We start from the raw sequence: 19,451 nt of genomic DNA on the forward strand, positions 1-19,451 counted from the left end.
CCGAAAACACGATCTCTATCATGTTTTCGGTGCCCGCAGCGGGCCTTTTTGTGTTCTTCAGACCGCTTGTGCGCGGGCAGTGCGGGGATCGCCGGTCAGTACGGCGGCTGGCGGTACTGCTGCTGGGCCAGCAGGACTTGCTGGGCTTGTTGGGCGTGCCAGGTGGCTGCCGCGTGTTGGCCCAACAGGTTGCTGCGGACGGCGGTGATTTTGTTCAGCAGTGACATTTCCAGCTCTTGGCCGGCGGCAATGCGTCCTTGTGCGTGGCCGCGTGAATCTACCAGCAGACGTTGCCGGGTAAAGGCCAGCCGGGTGGCGAGCCGGATGAATTCCTTCATGGTTGCCGCTGCGGCAAAGGTTTTAGACCATGTCAAAGCACGACGGCGGCCCCCACCGGTTGCGAGCATCGGCACCTCCTGCGGTGTGAACCAGCCGGACGGAACGTATTCGGACAAACGCGTCCGGGTCAGTTTCGCTTCGGAACGGCGCAGCAGGATGACACCGACTATGAACAGGACGAACAATGGCACTTGCAGCACCACATAGGCGATGAAGAAGCTACCTCCCAGGAATGCCGAACCGTTCCACAAGCCGTGCAGGAGCATGGCTGGAACCAGTCCCACGGCCCATGCCCCCACCACCGTCCAAGTGCCGCCGTAGCGGGCCGCCCAGCCAACACAGACTCCCAGTGTGGCAGTGAACATGACGTGGGCAAACGGGGACATGAGACCGCGCAGAACAAAGATGCCCAGAATCCCGGCAGGTGCCCCTTGGGCTTCTTGAAGAGCCTGGCCAAAATAGAGAATGTTCTCGGTGAAGGCAAAGCCGGCGGCCACCATGCCGGCATAGACCACGCCGTCTATGGGTCCGTCGAAGGTGCGTCTACGCAGGAAGAACAGGAGCAGTACGCCGGCACCCTTGCAAAATTCCTCCACGAGCGGTGCTTGGATGACGGCGCCCACGGTGTCGCCTTCCGCCGTCGAGCCGTTCATCAACAAAGGCTGCACCCAGCTGCCCACCACAAGAGTGGTGATGACAGCCATGCCCGCTCCCCAACAGAAACCCAGAGCCAAGGCGGTGAGCGGCTCTGGTTCCCACCTGTCAATCCACATCAGCGTTGCCACGCAGATGGTCAACGGTATCAACGCCAAGGCGCCGCAGACCAGGAACACGTTCACACCGATGGACAGGGCAAAGAACACCAATGTTACGAGTGTCACGAGGGCCAGCACACACAACAAAATGATGTTCGTCACTTTAGCGCCCCTGCCGCGTACCTTCTTTCGTGCCGGGGCAGGGGCGGGGTGCGCCCAATAGTTGTGCGTGTGGCTCAACGCAGTTCCGGGTGCCGGCGGCTGGGCATACGGCTGGGCATGCTGCAGCTGGAGATATTGCTGCGTGTACTGAGGCTGCTGCTGGGGTGTGCCCGCAGGGGGCTGCTGCCACGGGCCTGGTTCGGTCATGGCTTAAAGACTAGAGCCAGCAGGCACAGCCACCAAGGCACCGGCACGCCTGGCCGCGCCTGTGGTATTTTGAGATGTACGCAATCAGCCTTTTAATTCCGTCCTGTGAGGCGGGGAAAGGGGACGCGAGAAAATGAATACTTCCTCTGAAGCGACTGGGGATGTTCAATCAACCTCAGCTCCTGCCGTAGTGTCCCGAGTGGTTTTATCCGCAGCGGACATTGACCGGGCACTGACCCGCATCGCCTATGAGATCCTGGAAGCCAACAAAGGCTCGCAGGATCTCCTGCTGTTGGGCATTCCGCGACGCGGCTACCCGCTGGCGCAACGTCTGGCCGCGAAGTTGGCTGCCAGCGATCCCAGTGTGGATCCGGGCGCCATTGTTGGCCAGCTTGATGTCACCATGTTCCGCGACGACCTGGCGCAGCACCCCACGCGGGCGCCCCAGCCCACCGAACTGCCCGCCTCGGGCATTGACGGAAAAACCATTGTCCTCGTGGACGACGTCCTGTATTCCGGTCGCACCATCCGTGCAGCCCTTGACGCACTGGTCGATCTGGGCCGTCCCCGCGCCGTCCGGCTGGCAGTGCTCGTTGACCGCGGCCACCGCGAACTGCCCATCCGCGCAGACCATGTGGGCAAGAACCTGCCCACCTCCTCCAGCGAAAAAGTTCGTGTGCGCCTGTCTGAGATTGACGGTGGCGCTGCTGCCAACGACGAAGTGGTCATCGAGGCAGGCGCATGAGGCACCTGCTGTCCACTGAACAACTGAGCCGCGAGCATGCCATTCAGATCCTTGACACCGCACAGGAAATGTCTGCCGTCGGTGAGCGGGAAATCAAGAAGCTGCCCGCCCTGCGCGGTCGCACAGTGGTGAACCTGTTCTTCGAGGACTCCACCCGCACGCGTATCTCCTTCGAGGCTGCCGCCAAACGCCTGTCTGCCGACGTCATCAACTTCAGCGCCAAGGGCTCCTCGGTGTCCAAGGGCGAGTCGCTGAAGGACACGGCCCAGACCCTTGAAGCCATGAGCGCAGACGCCGTCGTCATCCGGCACTGGGCATCAGGGGCACCGGCCCGGCTGGCCAACTCCGGCTGGATCGATGCAGCCGTCATCAATGCCGGCGACGGCACGCACGCCCACCCCACCCAGGCTCTCCTTGACGCGTTCACGATGCGTGCGCACTGGGCCAAGCTCAGTGGCACCCCGTCCGTGGGAGCAGACCTGACCGGCATGCGGGTCATGATCGTGGGCGACGTGCTGCACTCCCGCGTGGCCCGTTCCAACGTATGGCTGCTGCGCACCCTGGGCGCCCACGTCACGCTTGTGGCCCCGCCCACGCTGCTGCCGGTCGGCGTCGAGCATTGGCCTTGCGAGGTGAGCTATGACCTGGACGCCACGCTGGATTCCGGAGTTGACGCCGTCATGATGCTGCGCGTTCAGGCCGAGCGCATGAACGCGTCGTTCTTCCCGTCCACGCGCGAGTATGCCCGCCTCTGGGGCTTCGACGACGCCCGCCTGGCCCGCCTTGACGCGCTGAACCTCAAGGACACCATCATCATGCACCCGGGCCCGATGAACCGCGGCCTGGAAATTTCCTCCGCCGCCGCCGATTCCCACCGCTCCACCGTGCTGGCCCAGGTCCGCAACGGTGTCTCGGTGCGCATGGCCGCCCTGTACCTGCTGTTGTCGGGGGAGATGCGCTCCGAGAAGACCCCTGCAGTGGCTGCCCAGCCTTCACCCTCCCTGCCTTCTGTAAAGGATCCCTCATGACTTCCACAAGTTACTTGATTCGTTCAGCGTCCCTTTTGGGAAGCACGACGGCGGACCTGCTGATCCGCGACGGCGTCATCGCCGCCGTTGGCAAGGACCTGGACGCCGCCACCGTGGACGGCGCAACAGTCATCGACGCGGCAGGCCTTGTCGCGCTGCCTGGCATGGTGGACCTCCACACCCACCTGCGCGAACCCGGCCGCGAAGACGCGGAAACGGTGGAAACCGGCACCCGAGCCGCGGCCCTGGGCGGCTTCACCGCCGTGCACGCCATGGCCAACAGCTCACCGGTTGCCGACACGGCCGGCGTCGTGGAGCAGGTTCACACGCTGGGCCGCGAATCAGGCTGGGTTGATGTCCACCCCGTCGGCGCAGTCACCGTGGGCCTGGCCGGCAAGCAGCTTGCCGAGCTGGGCGCCATGGCCGACTCCCGTGCACGCGTCCGCGTCTTTTCCGATGACGGCATCTGCGTCAGCGACCCTGTCATGATGCGCCGTGCATTGGAATATGTGAAGGCGTTTGACGGCGTCATCGCCCAGCACGCCCAGGAGCCCCGCCTCACCGAAGGCGCGCAAATGAATGAGGGCATCGTCTCGGCTGACCTCGGCCTGGCTGGCTGGCCCGCCGTCGCAGAGGAGTCCATCATTGCCCGCGACGTGCTGCTGGCCCAGCACGTGGGCTCACGCCTGCATGTGTGCCACGTGTCCACGGCCGGATCGGTGGAAATCATCCGCTGGGCCAAGGAGCGCGGGATCTCGGTTACGGCCGAAGTCACCCCGCACCACCTCCTGCTGACTGAAGAACTGGTGCGCAGCTACAACCCCGTGTACAAGGTCAATCCGCCGTTGCGCGCTGACTCGGACGTCCACGCTCTGCGTGCAGCCTTGGCGGATGGCACCATCGACATTGTCGGCACCGACCATGCTCCGCACCCCAGCGAAGCGAAGGAATGCGAGTGGGCTGCAGCGGCCATGGGTATGACCGGGCTGGAAACGGCGCTGTCCGTGGTGCAGGAGACCATGATTGAATCCGGGCTCATGACGTGGGAAGACTTCGCCCGCGTCACCTCCATCGCCCCGGCCCAGATTGGCCGCGTTGAGGACCAGGGCAGGCCCTTGGAAGTGGGCGAGCCTGCCAACATCGTGCTGGTGGACCCGGCCGCGCGTTGGAACGTTGACCCTGCCGCCATGGCCACCAAGGGCCGCAACTCCCCGTTTGCCGGACTGGTGCTGCCCGGCAAGGTGGTGGCCACGTTCTTCCACGGACATCCCACGGTGCTGAACGGCCTGCTCAACACCCCCTACCGCCACGAGGGGCACTAGTGGACGAGCGGATCCTGCCGGGCATGCTCACATTGCTGCTCGTCGTCGTCATCTTCGCCATGATGTGGTGGGGCTGGCGCAACAAGCTCAAACGCCAGGACGCCGTCGCCCCACTGCCTGAAGTTCCGGCCGGTATGGGCGAGGCAGCCATCAGTGTTCCGGGCCTCTATGTTGTCACCACCTCCGCAGGGGACTGGCTTGACCGCATGGCTGTCCACGGGCTGGGCATCCGCACCCCGGCGATCGTGCATGTCTACGCGGCCGGCGTCGTGATTGAACGCAAAGGTGCGCAGGACATCTTCATCGCCCAGGAGCGCCTGCGCGAGGTCGGTGCGCAGTCGGGGATGGCCGGAAAGTTCGTCGAAAAGGACGGGCTGGTGGTGATCGGCTGGGATTTGGCGGACACCGCCGTGGACACCGGATTCCGCACCACGCAAGCAGGCGCCAAACGCCCGCTGATGGAAGCATTGCAGGCGTTGTTGCCGCAGGAAGCCAACGGCCGCAAGGACCATGAAATACAAGATGTAGAGAACCAGCCTGTGGACCACACAGACACGCCCACAGCAGAGTGCAACGGAAAGAACAATTGAGAATGAGTGAAACAACCATGCCTGCACAGGCACTTTTAATCTTGGAAGACGGCCGCACTTTCCGTGGCAGCAGCTACGGGGCACAGGGCACCGCCCTGGGTGAAGCGGTCTTCACCACCGGCATGACCGGCTACCAGGAAACCCTGACGGACCCTTCCTACGCCCGCCAGCTCATCGTTCAGACGGCCCCGCACATCGGCAACACCGGCGTGAACAAGGCTGACAACGAGTCGGACCGCATCTGGGCTGCCGGCTACATTGTGCGCGACGCCGCTCGCCGCCCCTCCAACTGGCGCAGCGAGGGAACGCTCGACGACGAGCTTTCCTCCCAAGGCGTCGTTGGCATCCAGGGTGTTGACACCCGCGCGATCACCCGGCACCTGCGCGAGCGCGGTTCCATGAAGGCCGGTATCTTCTCCGGAGCCGACGCCTCCCGCCCCGAAGCGGACCTGCTCGCCGACGTGCTGGCACAGCCCGCCATGGCCGGCCTGCGCCTGGCCGAGGAAGTCAGCTGCAAGGAGGCCTACGTCGTCGAACCTGCCGAGCACGGCTGGACGGGGGAGACCCTGTTCAACATCGTGGCTCTGGACTTGGGCATGAAGGCCATGACCCCGGCGCGCTTTGCCGAGCGCGGCGTGCGCCTGCACGTCCTGCCAGCCACTGCCACGTTTGAAGAGGCACAGGCGCTGAACCCCGATGGTGTGTTCATCTCCAACGGCCCGGGCGACCCCGCCACGGCCGACAGCCAGGTTTCCTTTGTGCGCAGCTTCCTTGAAGCCGGCGTGCCGTACTTTGGCATTTGCTTCGGCAACCAGATCCTGGGCCGCGCCCTGGGCTTCGGCACGTACAAGCTGCGCTACGGCCACCGCGGCATGAACCAGCCGGTGCTGGACCGCAGCACAGGCAAAGTGGAGATCACCAGCCAGAACCACGGCTTCGCTGTCGACGCACCCCTTGACGGGCCCACCCAGGCGCCGGAGGAACGTTTCGGCAAGGTGCAGGTCAGTCACATCAGCCTCAACGATCAGGTTGTCGAAGGCCTCTCCTGCATGGATGTGCCCGCATTCTCAGTGCAGTACCACCCCGAAGCTGCGGCTGGACCGCACGACGCCGCCTACCTGTTTGACAGGTTCATCAAACTCATGACCGACTACAAGAGTGCACAGCGCAAGAACACACAGAGTCAGACCACACAGAGCCAGGAAGATAAGTAATGCCGAAGAGGGAAGATCTTAAATCAGTTCTGGTCATTGGCTCCGGCCCGATCGTCATCGGACAGGCTGCCGAGTTTGACTATTCAGGGACCCAGGCGCTGCGTGTTTTGAAGGAGGAGGGCCTGCGGGTCATCCTCGTCAACTCCAACCCCGCCACCATCATGACGGACCCCGAGTTCGCTGACGCAACCTACGTTGAGCCCATCACCCCCGAAGTGGTGGAGAAGATCATCGCCAAGGAGCGCCCCGACGCCATCCTGCCCACCCTCGGTGGTCAGACAGCGTTGAACACGGCCATCGCGCTGGATAAGAACGGCGTGTTGGAAAAGTACAACGTGGAACTGATCGGTGCGAACATCGCCGCGATCGAACTCGGCGAAGACCGCGAAAAGTTCAAGGGCGTTGTAGAGCGTTGCGGTGCCGAATCGGCACGCAGCTTCATCATCCACACCCTGGAAGAGGCTTTCGCCGCCGCCGAAGACCTCGGCTACCCGATGGTGGTGCGCCCCTCCTTCACCATGGGCGGGCTCGGCTCCGGCCTGGCCTACACGCCGTCGGACCTGAAACGCATTGTGGGTCAGGGACTGCAGTACAGCCCCACCACCGAGGTTTTGCTGGAAGAAAGCATCCTCGGCTGGAAGGAATACGAGCTGGAGATGATGCGCGACAAGAACGATAACGTCGTCGTTGTCTGCTCCATCGAGAACTTTGACCCGGTGGGTGTCCATACGGGTGACTCCATCACCGTGGCCCCGGCCATGACGTTGACTGACCGCGAATACCAGAACCTGCGCGACATTTCCATCGCCATCATCCGCGAGGTAGGCGTTGACACCGGTGGTTGCAACATCCAGTTCGCCATTGAGCCTGACACGGGGCGCGTCGTCGTCATTGAGATGAACCCGCGCGTTTCACGCTCGTCGGCACTGGCTTCCAAGGCCACCGGCTTCGCCATCGCCAAGATCGCCACGAAGTTGTCCCTGGGCTACACGCTGGATGAAATCCCCAACGACATCACCCAGAAGACCCCGGCCTCCTTTGAGCCGGCCCTGGACTACGTCGTGGTGAAGGTTCCGCGGTTCGCCTTTGAGAAGTTCCCGGCGGCGGATCCCACCCTGACCACCACCATGAAGAGTGTCGGCGAGGCCATGTCGATGGGCCGTAACTTCACCGAAGCCCTGCAGAAGGCCTTGCGCTCATTGGAGCAAAAGGGTGCCAGCCTTGACTTCAGCAGCGTCAACGAACTTGACGTACCGGAGCTCATCGAAGCATCCAAGCGCCCCACCACCGAACGCCTGTCCCAGGTGCAGCGTGCCCTCTTGGGTGGTGCCACCGTGGAGCAGCTCTACGCCGCGACGGGGATCGACCCCTGGTTCCTTGACCAGCTGGTCCTGCTGAACGAGGTCTCTGCAACCATCCGCCAATCCACCTCGCTGAGCCCGGAAATGTTGAAGTTGGCCAAGCGCCACGGCTTCTCCGACGTGCAGATCGGTGCGTTGACGCACAACTCCGAGGCTGTAGTGCGCGGCGTCCGTCAGGCGCTGAACATCCGCCCCGTCTACAAGACGGTGGACACCTGTGCGGCCGAGTTTGCTGCCTACACCCCCTACCACTACTCCTCCTACGACGAGGAAGATGAGCTGGCACTGCACGAAAAGCCTTCGGTCATCATCCTTGGCTCCGGACCGAACCGCATTGGCCAGGGCATCGAGTTCGACTACTCCTGCGTCCACGCCTCCATGGCACTGCGCAAGGCCGGCTACGAGACCGTCATGGTCAACTGCAACCCGGAAACCGTTTCCACCGACTACGACGTCTCCACCCGCCTGTACTTTGAACCGCTGACCCTTGAGGACGTCCTTGAGATCATCGCGGCCGAAGATCGCACCGGCGGCGTCATGGGCGTGTTTGTCCAGCTCGGTGGCCAGACACCGTTGAAGCTGGCGCAGGAACTGGCCGACGCCGGCGTGCCCATCCTGGGTACATCCCCTGAGGCGATCGATTTGGCTGAGCACCGCGGCATGTTCTCCCGTGTGCTCGATGAGGCCGGTCTGATTGCACCCAAGAACGGCACGGCCGTCTCGTTCAACGACGCCAAGAAGATCGCCGACGAGATCGGCTACCCCGTGCTGGTGCGCCCGTCCTACGTATTGGGTGGCCGCGGCATGGAGATCGTGTACGACGAACCGAACCTCTCGCGCTACATCAAGAACGCGACCGAGATCACCGAGGCCCACCCGGTGCTGATCGACCGGTTCCTGGAAGACGCCATCGAGATCGACGTTGACGCCCTCTTCGACGGCAAGGACATGTACCTTGGCGGCATCATGGAGCACATTGAAGAGGCCGGTATTCACTCGGGCGACTCCGCCTGCGTGCTTCCCCCCATCACCCTGGGCAAGGACGTGCAGGAGCGTGTCCGCGCGGCAACGCGCGCCATTGCCGAAGGCGTTGGAGTGCGCGGGCTGATCAACATCCAGTTCGCCCTGGCTGCGGACATCCTGTACGTGCTTGAAGCCAACCCGCGTGCCTCCCGCACGGTGCCGTTTGTCTCCAAGGCAACCGGCGTGCAAATGGCCAAGGCGGCGGCTCTGATCGGCGTTGGCGTGTCCATCGCGCACCTGCGCAGCGTCCACCACATCCTCCCTGAGGTTGGTGACGGCGGAAACCTGCCTGACAACGCTCCTGTTGCCGTGAAGGAAGCCGTGCTTCCCTTCAACCGCTTCCGCACCCCGGAAGGCCACGTGGTTGACTCCCTGCTCGGGCCGGAAATGCGCTCCACCGGCGAGGTCATGGGCATCGACAAGCACTTTGATACGGCCTTCGCCAAGAGCCAGGCGGCCGCCAATGGCGCCCTTCCCGTCTCCGGCACGGTGTTCGTCTCTGTTGCCAACCGTGACAAGCGCTCCATCATCATGGCGGTCAAGCGCCTGGTGGACCTTGACTACAAGATCGTGGCCACCGGAGGCACGGCCGACGTGCTGCGACGCAACGGCATTGCCTCCACCACGGTGCGCAAAATCAGCCAGGAAGGCACAGCTTCGGGTGACCGGAGCATTGTCGACCTGATCAATGACGGTGAGATCGACATGATCTTCAACACCCCGTCCGGTGGTCAGGCCCGTGGCGACGGCTACGAGATCCGTGCCGCTGCCGTGTCCAATGGACGGCCCTGCATCACCACGGTGGCCGAGTTCAATGTAGCCGTCCAGGCGATGGAGGCGCTGCGCTCCTACGAATGGGATGTCACCAGCCTGCAAGAACACGCCGTGGTGCTGGCAGCGGGTCTGGCAGCACAGAATGCCTGAGAAGGTGGACAACAACGGCAGCGCCGGTGTCCCCGATCGCGGAGGTCCCGCCGTGAGCTTGCAAGACGGGGGAGCGATCAGGGGATTCGGCGCCCGTCTTGCCGCCGCCATGCTTGCCCGTGGACCGCTGTGTGTGGGGATCGACCCGCACCCGGCCCTGCTGGCAGCGTGGGGACTTACGGACTCGGTTCAGGGTTTGCGCACGTTCTCGCAGACAGTACTGGAGGCCGTGGAACCCTTGGCGGCAGCCATCAAGCCACAAGTGGCGCTCTATGAGCGCCACGGCTCTGCCGGCCTGGCTGTGCTGGAGGAACTGCTGGCCGCCGCCTCGGCAGCCAAGGTGCTCACCATCGCCGACGCCAAGCGCGGGGACATTGGTTCCACCATGGCCGGCTATGCCGACGCGTGGCTGCGTGACGGTTCGGCACTGGCCGCCGATTCAGTGACACTGAGCCCTTACCTGGGTTTTGAATCACTGCGTCCGGCCCTTGACCTTGCGGCTGCCAATGGCAGGGGCGTTTTTGTCCTTGCCCTGACGTCCAACCCGGAAGGTGCCTCCGTCCAACATGTGGGTGGTGCCGAATCGGTCGCCAAACGCATTGTGGAGGCGGCCGCCGTCGAAAACCAGCGCTGGGCCGAGGTAGCTCTCGGCTCGGTGGGACTGGTGGTCGGTGCCACCGTGGGCAACGCGCTGACTGAGCTGGGCATTGATTTGGCTGCCGTCCACGGTCCGTTGCTCGCCCCGGGTCTGGGTGCCCAAGGCGCCACCGGTGCGGACATGCGTGCCACCTTCGGTGCTGCCTATCCGGCAGTGCTGGCCACCTCCAGCCGCGGTATCCTGGCCGCCGGTCCTGGCGTGGCACAGCTGCGGGTGGCCACGCAGGAGACTCTGCAGGGCTTGTAGCCTTTGGTTGCTGCCGCGACAGATTGATTTGCGTCCCCGGTGCGGATAGGTTCGAAGGATTACTGAGCCGTGAACCCGCACCGGGGACAGCCATCAGCAGGGGAGCTTCCGTGAATTTGCCGCATCTGTCCCAAGAAGAACGCGCAGACGCACGTACGAAGGCCATTGCTGCCAGGACCTTGCGATCCCAGGCAAAACAAGACCTTAAAACAGGGAAAACCAGTGTCGCGGCCGTACTTTTGGCGGCCGCCGGTGAAGCTGCCCTGGACAGACTCAAAGTGTGTGAATTACTCGAAGCCCTCCCGGGCATTGGAAAGGTACGTGCAACTGTGATCATGAGCGAGCTGGGGATAGCCCCAACGCGCCGAGTGCGTGGCCTGGGCGTGCACCAGCGCCGGGCCCTCGTGGACTACCTGGGGCACAAGCAGTGAGCGGAGTTGAAGTGCCGAGCGAAAACACGGCCCGCACCAAGCCGCGCAGCGGGGTGACAGTGCTGGCCGGGCCCACCGCCGTGGGCAAGGGAACAGTCTCCACGTTTATTCGCGACAACTACCCGGAGGTGTGGCTTTCGGTGTCGGCAACGACCCGCAAAGCCCGGCCCGGGGAGGACGAAGGGGTTCACTACTTCTTCAAGTCTGCCCACGAGTTTGACTCTTTGGAGGCCAGCGGGGACCTGCTCGAGTGGGCCGTGGTCCACGGTGTCAACCGCTATGGGACGTTGCGCAGCACCGTCGAAGCCGCTGTCGCAGCTGGCAAGTCGGTGCTGCTGGAAATTGACCTGCAGGGCGCCCGGCAGGTCAAAGCCGCCATGCCGGAAGCTGACTTCGTGTTCCTGGCCCCGCCCACGTGGGAGGAATTAGTCCGCCGTTTGGTGGGACGCGGCACAGAAAGCGCCGAGGAACAGCATCGCCGCCTGGAAACAGCTAAACTGGAACTTGCTGCTGCCACAGAGTTTGACTACGTCATTGTCAATGACCAAGTCAGCCGTGCAGCAGCGGCGCTGGTTGACTTGATGGGGCTCACCCCCCATCACCTTGATTAAAACCGCAACACCCTTTACGAATTTTGGAGAAGCAATTGACAACACAACCCGAAGGCATCATCAATCCCCCCATCGATTCACTGCTTGAAGCAGCCGATTCGAAGTACGGATTGGTCATCTTTGGTGCAAAGCGTGCACGCCAGATCAACGCCTACTACGCACAGCTCCATGAGGGCCTGTTCGAATATGTGGGCCCCTTGGTGGACACGAAGTTGAACGAGAAGTCGCTTTCCATCGCCTTCCGTGAAATCAACGAAGGCCTGCTGGTCTCCACACCCATCGAAGCCGCGTAACCAGCGTTTTTCGCGGGGGATGAACGTGCTGAACATTGTTTTGGGGGTTGGCGGCGGCATCGCCGCCTACAAATCTGCCTTGCTGCTGCGCCTCTTTACGGAGGCTGGCCACAAGGTCACGGTCATCCCCACCGAAGCGTCCACACGCTTTGTGGGCGTAGCCACATGGGAGGCCCTCAGCGGGCATCCCGTCACCAACGACGTCTTTGACGCCGTTGACCAGGTCAACCATGTCCGGATTGGCCATGAAGCAGATCTGATCGTGGTGGCTCCGGCCACTGCGGATCTCATGGCGAAGGCCGCGGGCGGCCACGCCAATGACCTCTTGACCACCACGCTGCTCATGGCGCGAGGACCCGTCCTCTTTGCCCCTGCCATGCATACGGAAATGTGGCGGCACGCGTCGACGGCAGCTAATGTTGCCACCCTTCGTGGTCGCGGCATCCACGTGCTGGAGCCCGCCGTGGGCCGTTTGACAGGTCCGGACACCGGCCCTGGCCGGCTGCCTGAGCCGGAGGAGATCTTCGCCGCCGCCTTGGCTCTTGTCGAGGGCGCACTTGCCACAGACGTACTTGCCACAGACGTACTTGCCGAAGGCCAAGACGCACCGGCAGCTGTGCAACAGGACGCTGAGGTTCAGGACGCTGGCTCCCCAGCAGCCGCTGACACAAGGGAACTATCCGCCAGCCGGGCGCCCACAGCCGACGCAGAGTCTTCCTCCGAACGAGCACCTTCTGCTGCGGAAGTCCCTGATGCTGCCTTGACGGACGAGCCTGCTCACACCGCCGATCCGGTGTCGGCACTCAAGTCCGCAGAACCAGGCATCCTGTTCGGCAAAAGGGTGCTCATTACGGCAGGCGGTACGCGCGAACCCCTGGATCCTGTGCGCTATCTCGGCAACAAGTCATCCGGGAAGCAAGGTGTGGCGTTGGCTGAGGCCGCCCTGGCTGCAGGTGCCATTGTGACGCTGATTCATGCACCGTTGGAGGTGCCCGCCCCTGTTGGGGTCAAGCGGCAGCGCATTGAGACGGCCCGTGAGCTGCGCTCTGCCGCGTTGGCAGCGGCGGCCAGTGCCGACGTCGTCATCATGGCAGCAGCTGTCGCTGACTTCCGGCCGGCGAGCATGTCCACCGGCAAGATTAAGAAACGTGACAATGTGCCCGACCCCGTCATCGAACTGGTGCGCAACCCGGACATCCTCGTGGAATTGGTGGCACACCGCGCCGCCCAGAACCAGCGCCAGCTCATTGTCGGATTTGCCGCAGAGACCGGCGACGAGCAAGGTGATGCACACAGTTACGCCCAGGCAAAGCTCGTTCGCAAGGGTTGCGATCTGCTCGTGGTCAATGAGGTGGGGCCCGGGGAAAATGGGTCCGAGCGCGTCTTTGGCCAGGACAAGAATCAGGTCGAAATCCTGGCACTCGACGGTGCCGCCCCCGTGCAGGCCGGTGGTAGTAAACGCGAGGTGGCAGACGCCGTCGTGCATCTCATTGCCCAACGATTGGCAGCCAGCAAAGCCCGCCCAGTGTGACTATCCATGTCTGCCGCCGAAAGGTGAGCAGCACAATGACCAGTAAAGTAGATACGTGACTTCACTAAACCCCTTGCGCCTTTTTACCTCCGAATCCGTGACAGCCGGGCATCCCGACAAAATTTGTGATCAGATCAGCGACGCCATTTTGGATGCGCTGCTGGCTGAAGATCCCAATTCCCGGGTTGCGGTGGAAACCATGGCCACGACCGGGTTGGTGCATGTGGCAGGCGAGGTGACGACGAACGCGTATGTGGAGATCCCGCAGATTGTCCGCAACACCATCCTGGACATCGGCTACGACTCCTCAGCCAACGGCTTTGACGGCGCACGATGCGGTGTTTCGGTCTCGATCGGGCAGCAGTCCCAAGACATTTCCGACGGTGTGTTCAACGCCTTGGAGGTCCGTGAAGGCACCGCCGTGGACAAATACGATACCCAGGGTGCGGGAGACCAGGGCCTCATGTTCGGCTACGCCAGCAATGAGACGGCCTCCTTCATGCCCACCCCCATCTTCCTCGCCCACAGGCTCTCGGAACGGCTCACGAAGGTGCGCAAGTCCGGACTGCTGGAGTACCTGCGCCCGGACGGCAAGACCCAGGTGACCATTGGTTACGACGGCGAGAAGCCGGTCTCCGTGGACACCGTGGTGATCTCCAGCCAGCACGCCGAAGGCACGGAACTGGACAAGTTGCGCGCCGACTTGCAGGAATTCGTCATCACGCCCGTCATGGACGCCTCCGGACTGGATGTTTCCAACATCAAAACGTACCTCAACCCGGCCGGACCGTTCGTGGTGGGCGGTCCCGTGGGTGACGCCGGCCTCACCGGCCGCAAGATCATTGTGGATACGTATGGCGGCATGGCCCGCCACGGCGGCGGCGCATTCTCCGGCAAGGACCCGTCAAAGGTGGACCGCTCGGCAGCCTACGCCATGCGTTGGGTGGCCAAGAATGTAGTTGCCGCAGGCCTGGCCGCCCGAGCCGAAGTCCAGGTTGGCTACGCCATTGGTGTGGCCCGTCCTGTGGGCGTATATGTGGAGACGTTCGGCACGGAGACGGTGGACCCGCGCCAGATCGAGGCTGCCATTGCCGCCGTGTTCGATCTTCGTCCCATGGCCATCATCGACAGCCTGGACCTTTTACGGCCCATCTACGCCAAGACGGCAGCCCACGGCCACTTTGGCCGCGACGATCCCGACTTCACGTGGGAAAACCTTGACCGCGTGGACGCGTTGAAGGCGTTCTTCAACGCCTGAGCCCCCGCGCTCAGCAACACTCTGTCCGCAACCGCTTTATCCACAGCTAAGCACAGCCCGCTGACACCTTTGTCAGTGGGCTGTGCTTAGCTTGTTTCAGGCCCGAACAACGGACACGACGCTTGCCGCACAACGAGAACAGGAGCGCCCATGGATGAGGATTCCAGCCACGGTGTGCAACTGAGTCTGTTGAGCGGTTTCGTGGCCAAGGAACGGGTTGCCGATCCGCACAGCGGGGTGGTGCTCGCCGCAAATTTACCCGTGGCACAGATCATCATTGATTCACCGCTGCCGCACCTTGATCGGATCTTTGACTACTCGGTGCCCCAAGAGCTCGACGCCGTTGCCCAGCCCGGCGTGCGGGTGCGGGTGAAGTTTTCCGGTCAGGACCTCAACGGCTACCTCGTGGCGCGGATTGCCGAGTCCCAGAGCGAGCGGCTGGTTCCGCTGGGCCGCGTGTATTCAGCGGTTCCCGTGCTGGCTCCGGCTGTGTTGGAGCTGGCCCGGAAAGTTGCCGCGCGCTACAGCGGCACTGTGGCGGATGTGCTGCGCGTCGCCGTCCCGCCGCGGGTAGCCAGCCTGGAAAAGGTATTCCTGGGTCGGGATCGCGCAACGGCTGCCACACCGCACGAGCCAATACCGCGGCTTGAGGCGTCGCCTTTCGCCGACTACGCCCATGCCGAGGATTTCCTGACCCGCCTGGCCATGGGGGAGACACCGAAGGCCGTGCTGGGATCCCTTGCAGGATTCGGCGTGCAGTCCTGGCACCACCAGCTGGCCCAGGCCGTGGCATCCTGCCAGATCTCGGGCCGCGGCGCCATAGTTGTGGTTCCGGACCTGCGTGACCTTGAACTGCTGGAGCAGGCTTTCGCGTCTGTTTTGGAGGCAGGGACGTATCTGAAGCTGACGGCCGACGACGGACCCAGCCTGCGCTACGCGAACTTCCTCCTAGTCCTGTCCGGGGAGGTGAAGATCGTCATCGGCACCCGGTCCGCGGCCTATGCCCCTGTGGCCGACCTGGGTCTGGTGTGCTGCTGGGACGACGGCGACGAACTGCACGTGGAGCGCCGCGCCCCCTACCAGCACAGCCGCGACGTATTGTTGCTGCGCTCGGAAATCGAGGACACGGCAGTGCTCATGGCAGGCCACAGCCGCAGCAGCCAATCCCAACGCCTTGTTGCCACTGGCTGGGCCAAGGAACTGGTGTCTGCCCGGCCAGCAGTGCGCAAGTCCACACCACGGGTCATCAGCACCTCGGACTCTTTCGAGATGGAACGCGACCCGGCCGCTGCCATGGCACGCCTGCCGCACAGGGCATGGGAAACAGCCAAGGCAGCGGTGAAGTTCGGCCCCGTCCTGGTCCAGGTGGCCCGCACCGGCTATGCGCCGGCACTGGCTTGCCAGCGCTGCCGCGAAGTGGCCCGCTGCCGGCACTGCACCGGCCCGCTGATGCAGGCACGCTCAGCCGGCTCCACATCCATCATGGTCACGTGCAAGTGGTGCGGGGTGGCCGAGACGGCCTTTAGCTGCCCCACCTGCGGTTTCCATGAACTTCGTGCCATCGCCGTCGGAGCCTTGCGTACGGCTGAAGAGCTGGGGCGGGCATTCCCGTCGGTTCCCGTCATCTCCTCCTCAGGCGAGCACATCAAGACCACCGTGCCGGACAAACCGGCCATCGTGGTGGCCACCATCGGGGCTGAACCCGTGGCCGCACACGGCTATGCGGCGGCGCTGCTCCTTGACGGGGACTCCATGCTGCGCCGTGAAACGCTGCGGGCAGGGGAGGAGGCGCTGCGGCGCTGGATGAACGCAGCCGCCCTGGTGCGTCCGGCCAAGGACGGCGGCATTGTGGTGGTCACGGCTGAGGATTCATTGGAGGTGGCCGCACTGGTGCGCTGGGACCCGGCCGGCTACGCCGAGCGGGAATTTTTACTCCACCACGAGTTGCAGCTGCCCCCGGCAGTCAGAGTCGCGGCCCTTACCGGGCGGGAAGCCGATGTAGAGGCTTTTGTGACCGAGCTTGAACTGCCCCACGGTGTCAGGGTCATTGGTCCGGCACCCCTGCCACGTGCGTTCTCAGGTGCGCCGTCGGATGATCCGGACGAAGCGCCGGACTACCGCACGCTCGTCTTCTTCCCCTACTCGGAAGCCGCCAGGATCACCGCTGCCATGCGCTCGTTGAAAGCCGCCAACGCGGCCCGCAGGGTAGGCAAGCCAGTGCAGGTGCGCTGCGACGGCCTCGACGTGCTCTAGTCCGCGGTGTGGTCCCCGACTGTGTGATCGTGTCCAGAGTCGGATGAGCCACCCATCATTTCGAGCATGTTGCCGGAGCCGCTGCGGAAGAACACCGCCAGCAAGGTCAGCCCGATGACGATGAAAGCGATGTTGAGCCACGTGGTGTAGTTCCAGCTGATACCGGCGTCGTTGATCGAGAGGTGTCGGTGCTGGGGACCAAGTCCAGCTGCGATGGTCAGGGAGCGGGGGGAGTCATCGTGCACGATAGCAACGATTCGTTCCTTGCGGACAATCGCTTGAATCACAGCCGACAGGGTGAATCCGAGCACGGGTGGCCACAGGATCTGCCATGCCATCGAACCGGCTATGGCTAGTGCATGGCCGACTGCTTCCAAGATGAACATGCACATCCTGCTTCACGTTCTAGGTAAAGTGTCCACCGGCCGGGGCATTGGTGGTGAGGAATGTTTTGAAAGGTCAGTCCAGGTGGTCGGGCAAGGTCCTATGGCTCTATTTTCCGAGCGTGAGGAGCGCTACCTTTGCAAGTAAACGGAGGTTTGACCATGTACGGGTGGAGTGGTGGCAGCGGGGGGATGATCGGCTGGATCGCGATGGCGGTTCTGATGGTTTTGTTCTGGGGCGGGGTGGTTACCGTCATCGTGGTCCTTCTACGACGCCCACACCCCGGTCAGGGAACGCCCGGTAGGGGCCCTTCGCACGATGAGGCTGAGCGTATTCTGCGGGAGCGTTTCGCCCGCGGAGAGATCGAGGAAACCGAATACCTCGCCCGCCGTGCCGCCCTGAGGCGACCGGAATGACATCCGTTGGAGCGTGGCCGGCCCGAGGGTGGGTGATCGTCGGGATTCTGGCAACTCTTCTACTCGCCGGCTTGTCTTTAGTGACGGTAGGTGTGCTGAGAGGCGGATTCACCGCCGGTGGGCCAGGATTATCAGTGGGGGCATGCGCGGTGCCGACACTTTCTGGAACGGTAGTGAACGTCAACCTGACGAACATGGGCGGGCCAATGATGGGCGGCGGTGGCGGACCAATGACCGGTGGCGGACCAATAATGATGGGCGGCACAATGCGGCTGCAAGCTGACCCCGCCACTGTTCCACACGGGACTGTGTGGTTCCTCGCAACTAACAGGGGAAGCATCACCCACGAAATGGTCGTTCTTCCCCTGCCTGAAGCCCAAATTGTGGGCGCACGCCCGATCGGCGGCGACGGGAAGATCGACGAAATGGGCAGCCTCGGTGAGGCATCCAACAACTGCGCCGAAGGTCCGGGCCAGGGAATTTTGCCCGGAGGCTCAAGCTGGGTGAGTATCACCTTGAAACCGGGCCGGTATGAGTTGCTCTGCAATCTCCCTGGCCACTACGGTGCTGGTATGTACACCCAGCTCACCGTCACCTGACATCTTGGCAAAGCCCTAGTCTCGGGCCCTGCGGATTCCCTAGCCTCGCAGGTCCTCGGCGATCGCCAGCAGCTCCTGTGCGGAGGCATCCCAGCTGAAGGTTGCGGCCTGCGCCACGGACGCCGTCGAACTGGCAGCCCACGTTTCGTGGGAATCCAAGGCGCGCACGGCTGCGGCGAATTCCTGCGGTGAATCGGCCGGGACATAGTGTGCCGCCGCTCCGCCCACTTCCCGGAAGATGTCCGTGTCCGCCACGACCACCGGCGTGCCCAATGCCATGGCTTCAACGAGTGGCAGGCCATAGCCTTCTGCCTTGCTCAGCGTGACAAGGGCGGTGGTGCGCAGCAGCAAATCGTCGTACTCGGCATCCGTGACACCGTTGTGGAACACCACTTTCGCCCCGGCGGGGATCAGTTCCTCCAGTTCGGCACGGCGTTCGGCGGTGATGCGGCTGAGCAGGTTCAGCGTGAAGTCCGGCAGCTCGCCCATGCTGCGAATGAGCGTCTCAACGTTCTTATACGGCATGAAGGATCCCATGTAGGCCAGCGACTTCTCCGGCGCGACGCCAGGATCGCGCGGGGTGCGCTCACCCTGGGGCGCATTTCCAATGATCCTGACGGGGCGCTTCGTGAGCTTGTGCTTGCGCATCAGCCCCAGGGTGGTCTGGCTAATGGTAGCCACCACATTGGCCCTGTTCAGCAACATCCGCTGCGGCCAATACGCCTTGTGGTACAGGCGCCACAGCACCCTGACCGGGGCTGGCAGGAAGCCGGGAGGGGCGGGGTGCTCGTAGTAGATGAGGTCGTGCAGCGTCAACACCAGCGGGTATTTTCGTCCCCAGCTGCCCATGGTCTGCATGGGGCAGAACACCAGGTCCGCATGGAGCTTGTTCACGTGCCGGGCCACCAACAACTCCAGCGGCGAAAGCGGGGAATTGAGCTTCACCCACGGCAGCGCAGGCAGCAGGGCCAACTGGCGTTCGTCGTGGATGAGCATGGTCACCTGCGCGTAGGGAGCGACGGCGGCCATGAGGGACGCGCCGTAGCGGCTGATGCCGTCGTGGTGGTCCATCCTGGTGAAGCGGGCATCCATGACGATCTT

Annotated in this window: 18 protein-coding genes; 15 read left to right on the forward strand and 3 right to left on the reverse strand. The window is 63.4% G+C overall.

The features are described from left to right. Nucleotides 1–95 precede the first annotated feature (95 nt). On the reverse strand, nucleotides 96–1,463 hold the full coding sequence (locus tag JMA46_RS03885) for a PrsW family intramembrane metalloprotease (protein WP_207343981.1): 1,368 nt from the start codon (nucleotides 1,461–1,463) through the stop codon (nucleotides 96–98). A 133-nt stretch (nucleotides 1,464–1,596) separates the two neighbouring features. On the opposite strand from JMA46_RS03885, the gene pyrR reads away from it, so the two are divergent. The 13 genes from pyrR (at nucleotide 1,597) to JMA46_RS03950 (ending at nucleotide 16,951) form a co-directional block, all read left to right on the forward strand. Beyond that, nucleotides 1,597–2,208, forward strand: coding sequence for a bifunctional pyr operon transcriptional regulator/uracil phosphoribosyltransferase PyrR (gene pyrR, locus JMA46_RS03890; RefSeq protein WP_207343982.1), 612 nt, complete (start codon nucleotides 1,597–1,599; stop codon nucleotides 2,206–2,208). Continuing rightward, nucleotides 2,205–3,236, forward strand: coding sequence for an aspartate carbamoyltransferase catalytic subunit (locus JMA46_RS03895; RefSeq protein ID WP_207343983.1), 1,032 nt, complete (start codon nucleotides 2,205–2,207; stop codon nucleotides 3,234–3,236). Before pyrR ends, JMA46_RS03895 begins: the two co-directional genes overlap by 4 nt. Next, nucleotides 3,233–4,558: a dihydroorotase gene (locus JMA46_RS03900; protein WP_207343984.1), complete on the forward strand. Its 1,326-nt coding sequence runs from the start codon at nucleotides 3,233–3,235 to the stop codon at nucleotides 4,556–4,558. The genes JMA46_RS03895 and JMA46_RS03900 overlap by 4 nt, the downstream gene beginning before the upstream one ends. After that, on the forward strand, nucleotides 4,558–5,148 hold the full coding sequence (locus JMA46_RS03905) for a hypothetical protein (protein WP_348770049.1): 591 nt from the start codon (nucleotides 4,558–4,560) through the stop codon (nucleotides 5,146–5,148). The genes JMA46_RS03900 and JMA46_RS03905 overlap by 1 nt, the downstream gene beginning before the upstream one ends. A 2-nt stretch (nucleotides 5,149–5,150) precedes the next feature. Then, nucleotides 5,151–6,362 (forward strand): glutamine-hydrolyzing carbamoyl-phosphate synthase small subunit, encoded by a 1,212-nt coding sequence (gene carA / locus JMA46_RS03910; protein ID WP_207343985.1) that lies wholly within the window; start codon nucleotides 5,151–5,153, stop codon nucleotides 6,360–6,362. Next, nucleotides 6,362–9,670, forward strand: a complete 3,309-nt coding sequence (gene carB, locus JMA46_RS03915; RefSeq protein WP_207343986.1) for a carbamoyl-phosphate synthase large subunit — start codon at nucleotides 6,362–6,364, stop codon at nucleotides 9,668–9,670. The genes carA and carB overlap by 1 nt, the downstream gene beginning before the upstream one ends. Further along, nucleotides 9,663–10,574: an orotidine-5'-phosphate decarboxylase gene (gene pyrF / locus JMA46_RS03920; RefSeq protein ID WP_207343987.1), complete on the forward strand. Its 912-nt coding sequence runs from the start codon at nucleotides 9,663–9,665 to the stop codon at nucleotides 10,572–10,574. Before carB ends, pyrF begins: the two co-directional genes overlap by 8 nt. Before the next feature lie 110 nt (nucleotides 10,575–10,684). Further along, the gene (mihF, locus tag JMA46_RS03925) at nucleotides 10,685–11,005 is read left to right on the forward strand and encodes an integration host factor, actinobacterial type (RefSeq protein WP_207343988.1); all 321 of its coding nucleotides are present in this window, start codon (nucleotides 10,685–10,687) and stop codon (nucleotides 11,003–11,005) included. After that, nucleotides 11,002–11,616: a guanylate kinase gene (gene gmk / locus JMA46_RS03930; protein WP_348770050.1), complete on the forward strand. Its 615-nt coding sequence runs from the start codon at nucleotides 11,002–11,004 to the stop codon at nucleotides 11,614–11,616. The genes mihF and gmk overlap by 4 nt, the downstream gene beginning before the upstream one ends. A gap of 35 nt (nucleotides 11,617–11,651) precedes the next feature. After that, a complete protein-coding gene (gene rpoZ, locus JMA46_RS03935) occupies nucleotides 11,652–11,909 on the forward strand; it encodes a DNA-directed RNA polymerase subunit omega (RefSeq protein ID WP_207343989.1) in 258 nt (85 codons plus the stop codon). 28 nt (nucleotides 11,910–11,937) lie between these two features. Then, nucleotides 11,938–13,440 carry a bifunctional phosphopantothenoylcysteine decarboxylase/phosphopantothenate synthase gene (locus JMA46_RS03940; protein ID WP_247647034.1) on the forward strand — a complete coding sequence of 501 codons (1,503 nt, stop codon included), beginning with the start codon at nucleotides 11,938–11,940 and terminating at the stop codon, nucleotides 13,438–13,440. A 55-nt stretch (nucleotides 13,441–13,495) separates the two neighbouring features. Then, nucleotides 13,496–14,698, forward strand: coding sequence for a methionine adenosyltransferase (gene metK / locus JMA46_RS03945; RefSeq protein WP_207343991.1), 1,203 nt, complete (start codon nucleotides 13,496–13,498; stop codon nucleotides 14,696–14,698). Between the two features lie 150 nt (nucleotides 14,699–14,848). Then, the gene (locus JMA46_RS03950; RefSeq protein WP_207343992.1) at nucleotides 14,849–16,951 is read left to right on the forward strand and encodes a primosomal protein N'; all 2,103 of its coding nucleotides are present in this window, start codon (nucleotides 14,849–14,851) and stop codon (nucleotides 16,949–16,951) included. Here JMA46_RS03950 and JMA46_RS03955 read toward each other — a convergent pair. Continuing rightward, complete coding sequence (locus JMA46_RS03955; protein WP_207343993.1) at nucleotides 16,948–17,337, reverse strand: hypothetical protein; 390 nt, start codon at nucleotides 17,335–17,337, stop codon at nucleotides 16,948–16,950. The genes JMA46_RS03950 and JMA46_RS03955 overlap by 4 nt on opposite strands. 159 nt (nucleotides 17,338–17,496) lie before the next feature. Here JMA46_RS03955 and JMA46_RS03960 point away from each other — a divergent pair, with 159 nt between their 5' ends. After that, a complete protein-coding gene (locus JMA46_RS03960; protein ID WP_207343994.1) occupies nucleotides 17,497–17,751 on the forward strand; it encodes an SHOCT domain-containing protein in 255 nt (84 codons plus the stop codon). After that, nucleotides 17,748–18,350: a sulfocyanin-like copper-binding protein gene (locus JMA46_RS03965; protein ID WP_207343995.1), complete on the forward strand. Its 603-nt coding sequence runs from the start codon at nucleotides 17,748–17,750 to the stop codon at nucleotides 18,348–18,350. Before JMA46_RS03960 ends, JMA46_RS03965 begins: the two co-directional genes overlap by 4 nt. A gap of 39 nt (nucleotides 18,351–18,389) precedes the next feature. Here the strand turns inward: JMA46_RS03965 and JMA46_RS03970 are convergent, their stop codons facing one another. Further along, nucleotides 18,390–19,442 (reverse strand): glycosyltransferase family 1 protein, encoded by a 1,053-nt coding sequence (locus JMA46_RS03970; RefSeq protein WP_207344046.1) that lies wholly within the window; start codon nucleotides 19,440–19,442, stop codon nucleotides 18,390–18,392. Nucleotides 19,443–19,451 lie beyond the last annotated feature (9 nt).

The organism is Arthrobacter sp. E3 (genome assembly GCF_017353415.1).
Taxonomy (GTDB): Bacteria; Actinomycetota; Actinomycetes; order Actinomycetales; family Micrococcaceae; genus Specibacter.

Coding starts and splice junctions, on each gene's coding strand:
- JMA46_RS03885 (WP_207343981.1), bottom strand. CDS start 1,463: ATGACCGAACCAGGCCCGTGGCAGCAGCCCCCTGCGGGCACACCCCAG.
- pyrR (WP_207343982.1), top strand. CDS start 1,597: ATGAATACTTCCTCTGAAGCGACTGGGGATGTTCAATCAACCTCAGCT.
- JMA46_RS03895 (WP_207343983.1), top strand. CDS start 2,205: ATGAGGCACCTGCTGTCCACTGAACAACTGAGCCGCGAGCATGCCATT.
- JMA46_RS03900 (WP_207343984.1), top strand. CDS start 3,233: ATGACTTCCACAAGTTACTTGATTCGTTCAGCGTCCCTTTTGGGAAGC.
- carA (WP_207343985.1), top strand. CDS start 5,151: ATGAGTGAAACAACCATGCCTGCACAGGCACTTTTAATCTTGGAAGAC.
- carB (WP_207343986.1), top strand. CDS start 6,362: ATGCCGAAGAGGGAAGATCTTAAATCAGTTCTGGTCATTGGCTCCGGC.
- pyrF (WP_207343987.1), top strand. CDS start 9,663: ATGCCTGAGAAGGTGGACAACAACGGCAGCGCCGGTGTCCCCGATCGC.
- JMA46_RS03950 (WP_207343992.1), top strand. CDS start 14,849: ATGGATGAGGATTCCAGCCACGGTGTGCAACTGAGTCTGTTGAGCGGT.
- JMA46_RS03955 (WP_207343993.1), bottom strand. CDS start 17,337: ATGTTCATCTTGGAAGCAGTCGGCCATGCACTAGCCATAGCCGGTTCG.
- JMA46_RS03960 (WP_207343994.1), top strand. CDS start 17,497: ATGTACGGGTGGAGTGGTGGCAGCGGGGGGATGATCGGCTGGATCGCG.
- JMA46_RS03965 (WP_207343995.1), top strand. CDS start 17,748: ATGACATCCGTTGGAGCGTGGCCGGCCCGAGGGTGGGTGATCGTCGGG.
- JMA46_RS03970 (WP_207344046.1), bottom strand. CDS start 19,442: ATGGATGCCCGCTTCACCAGGATGGACCACCACGACGGCATCAGCCGC.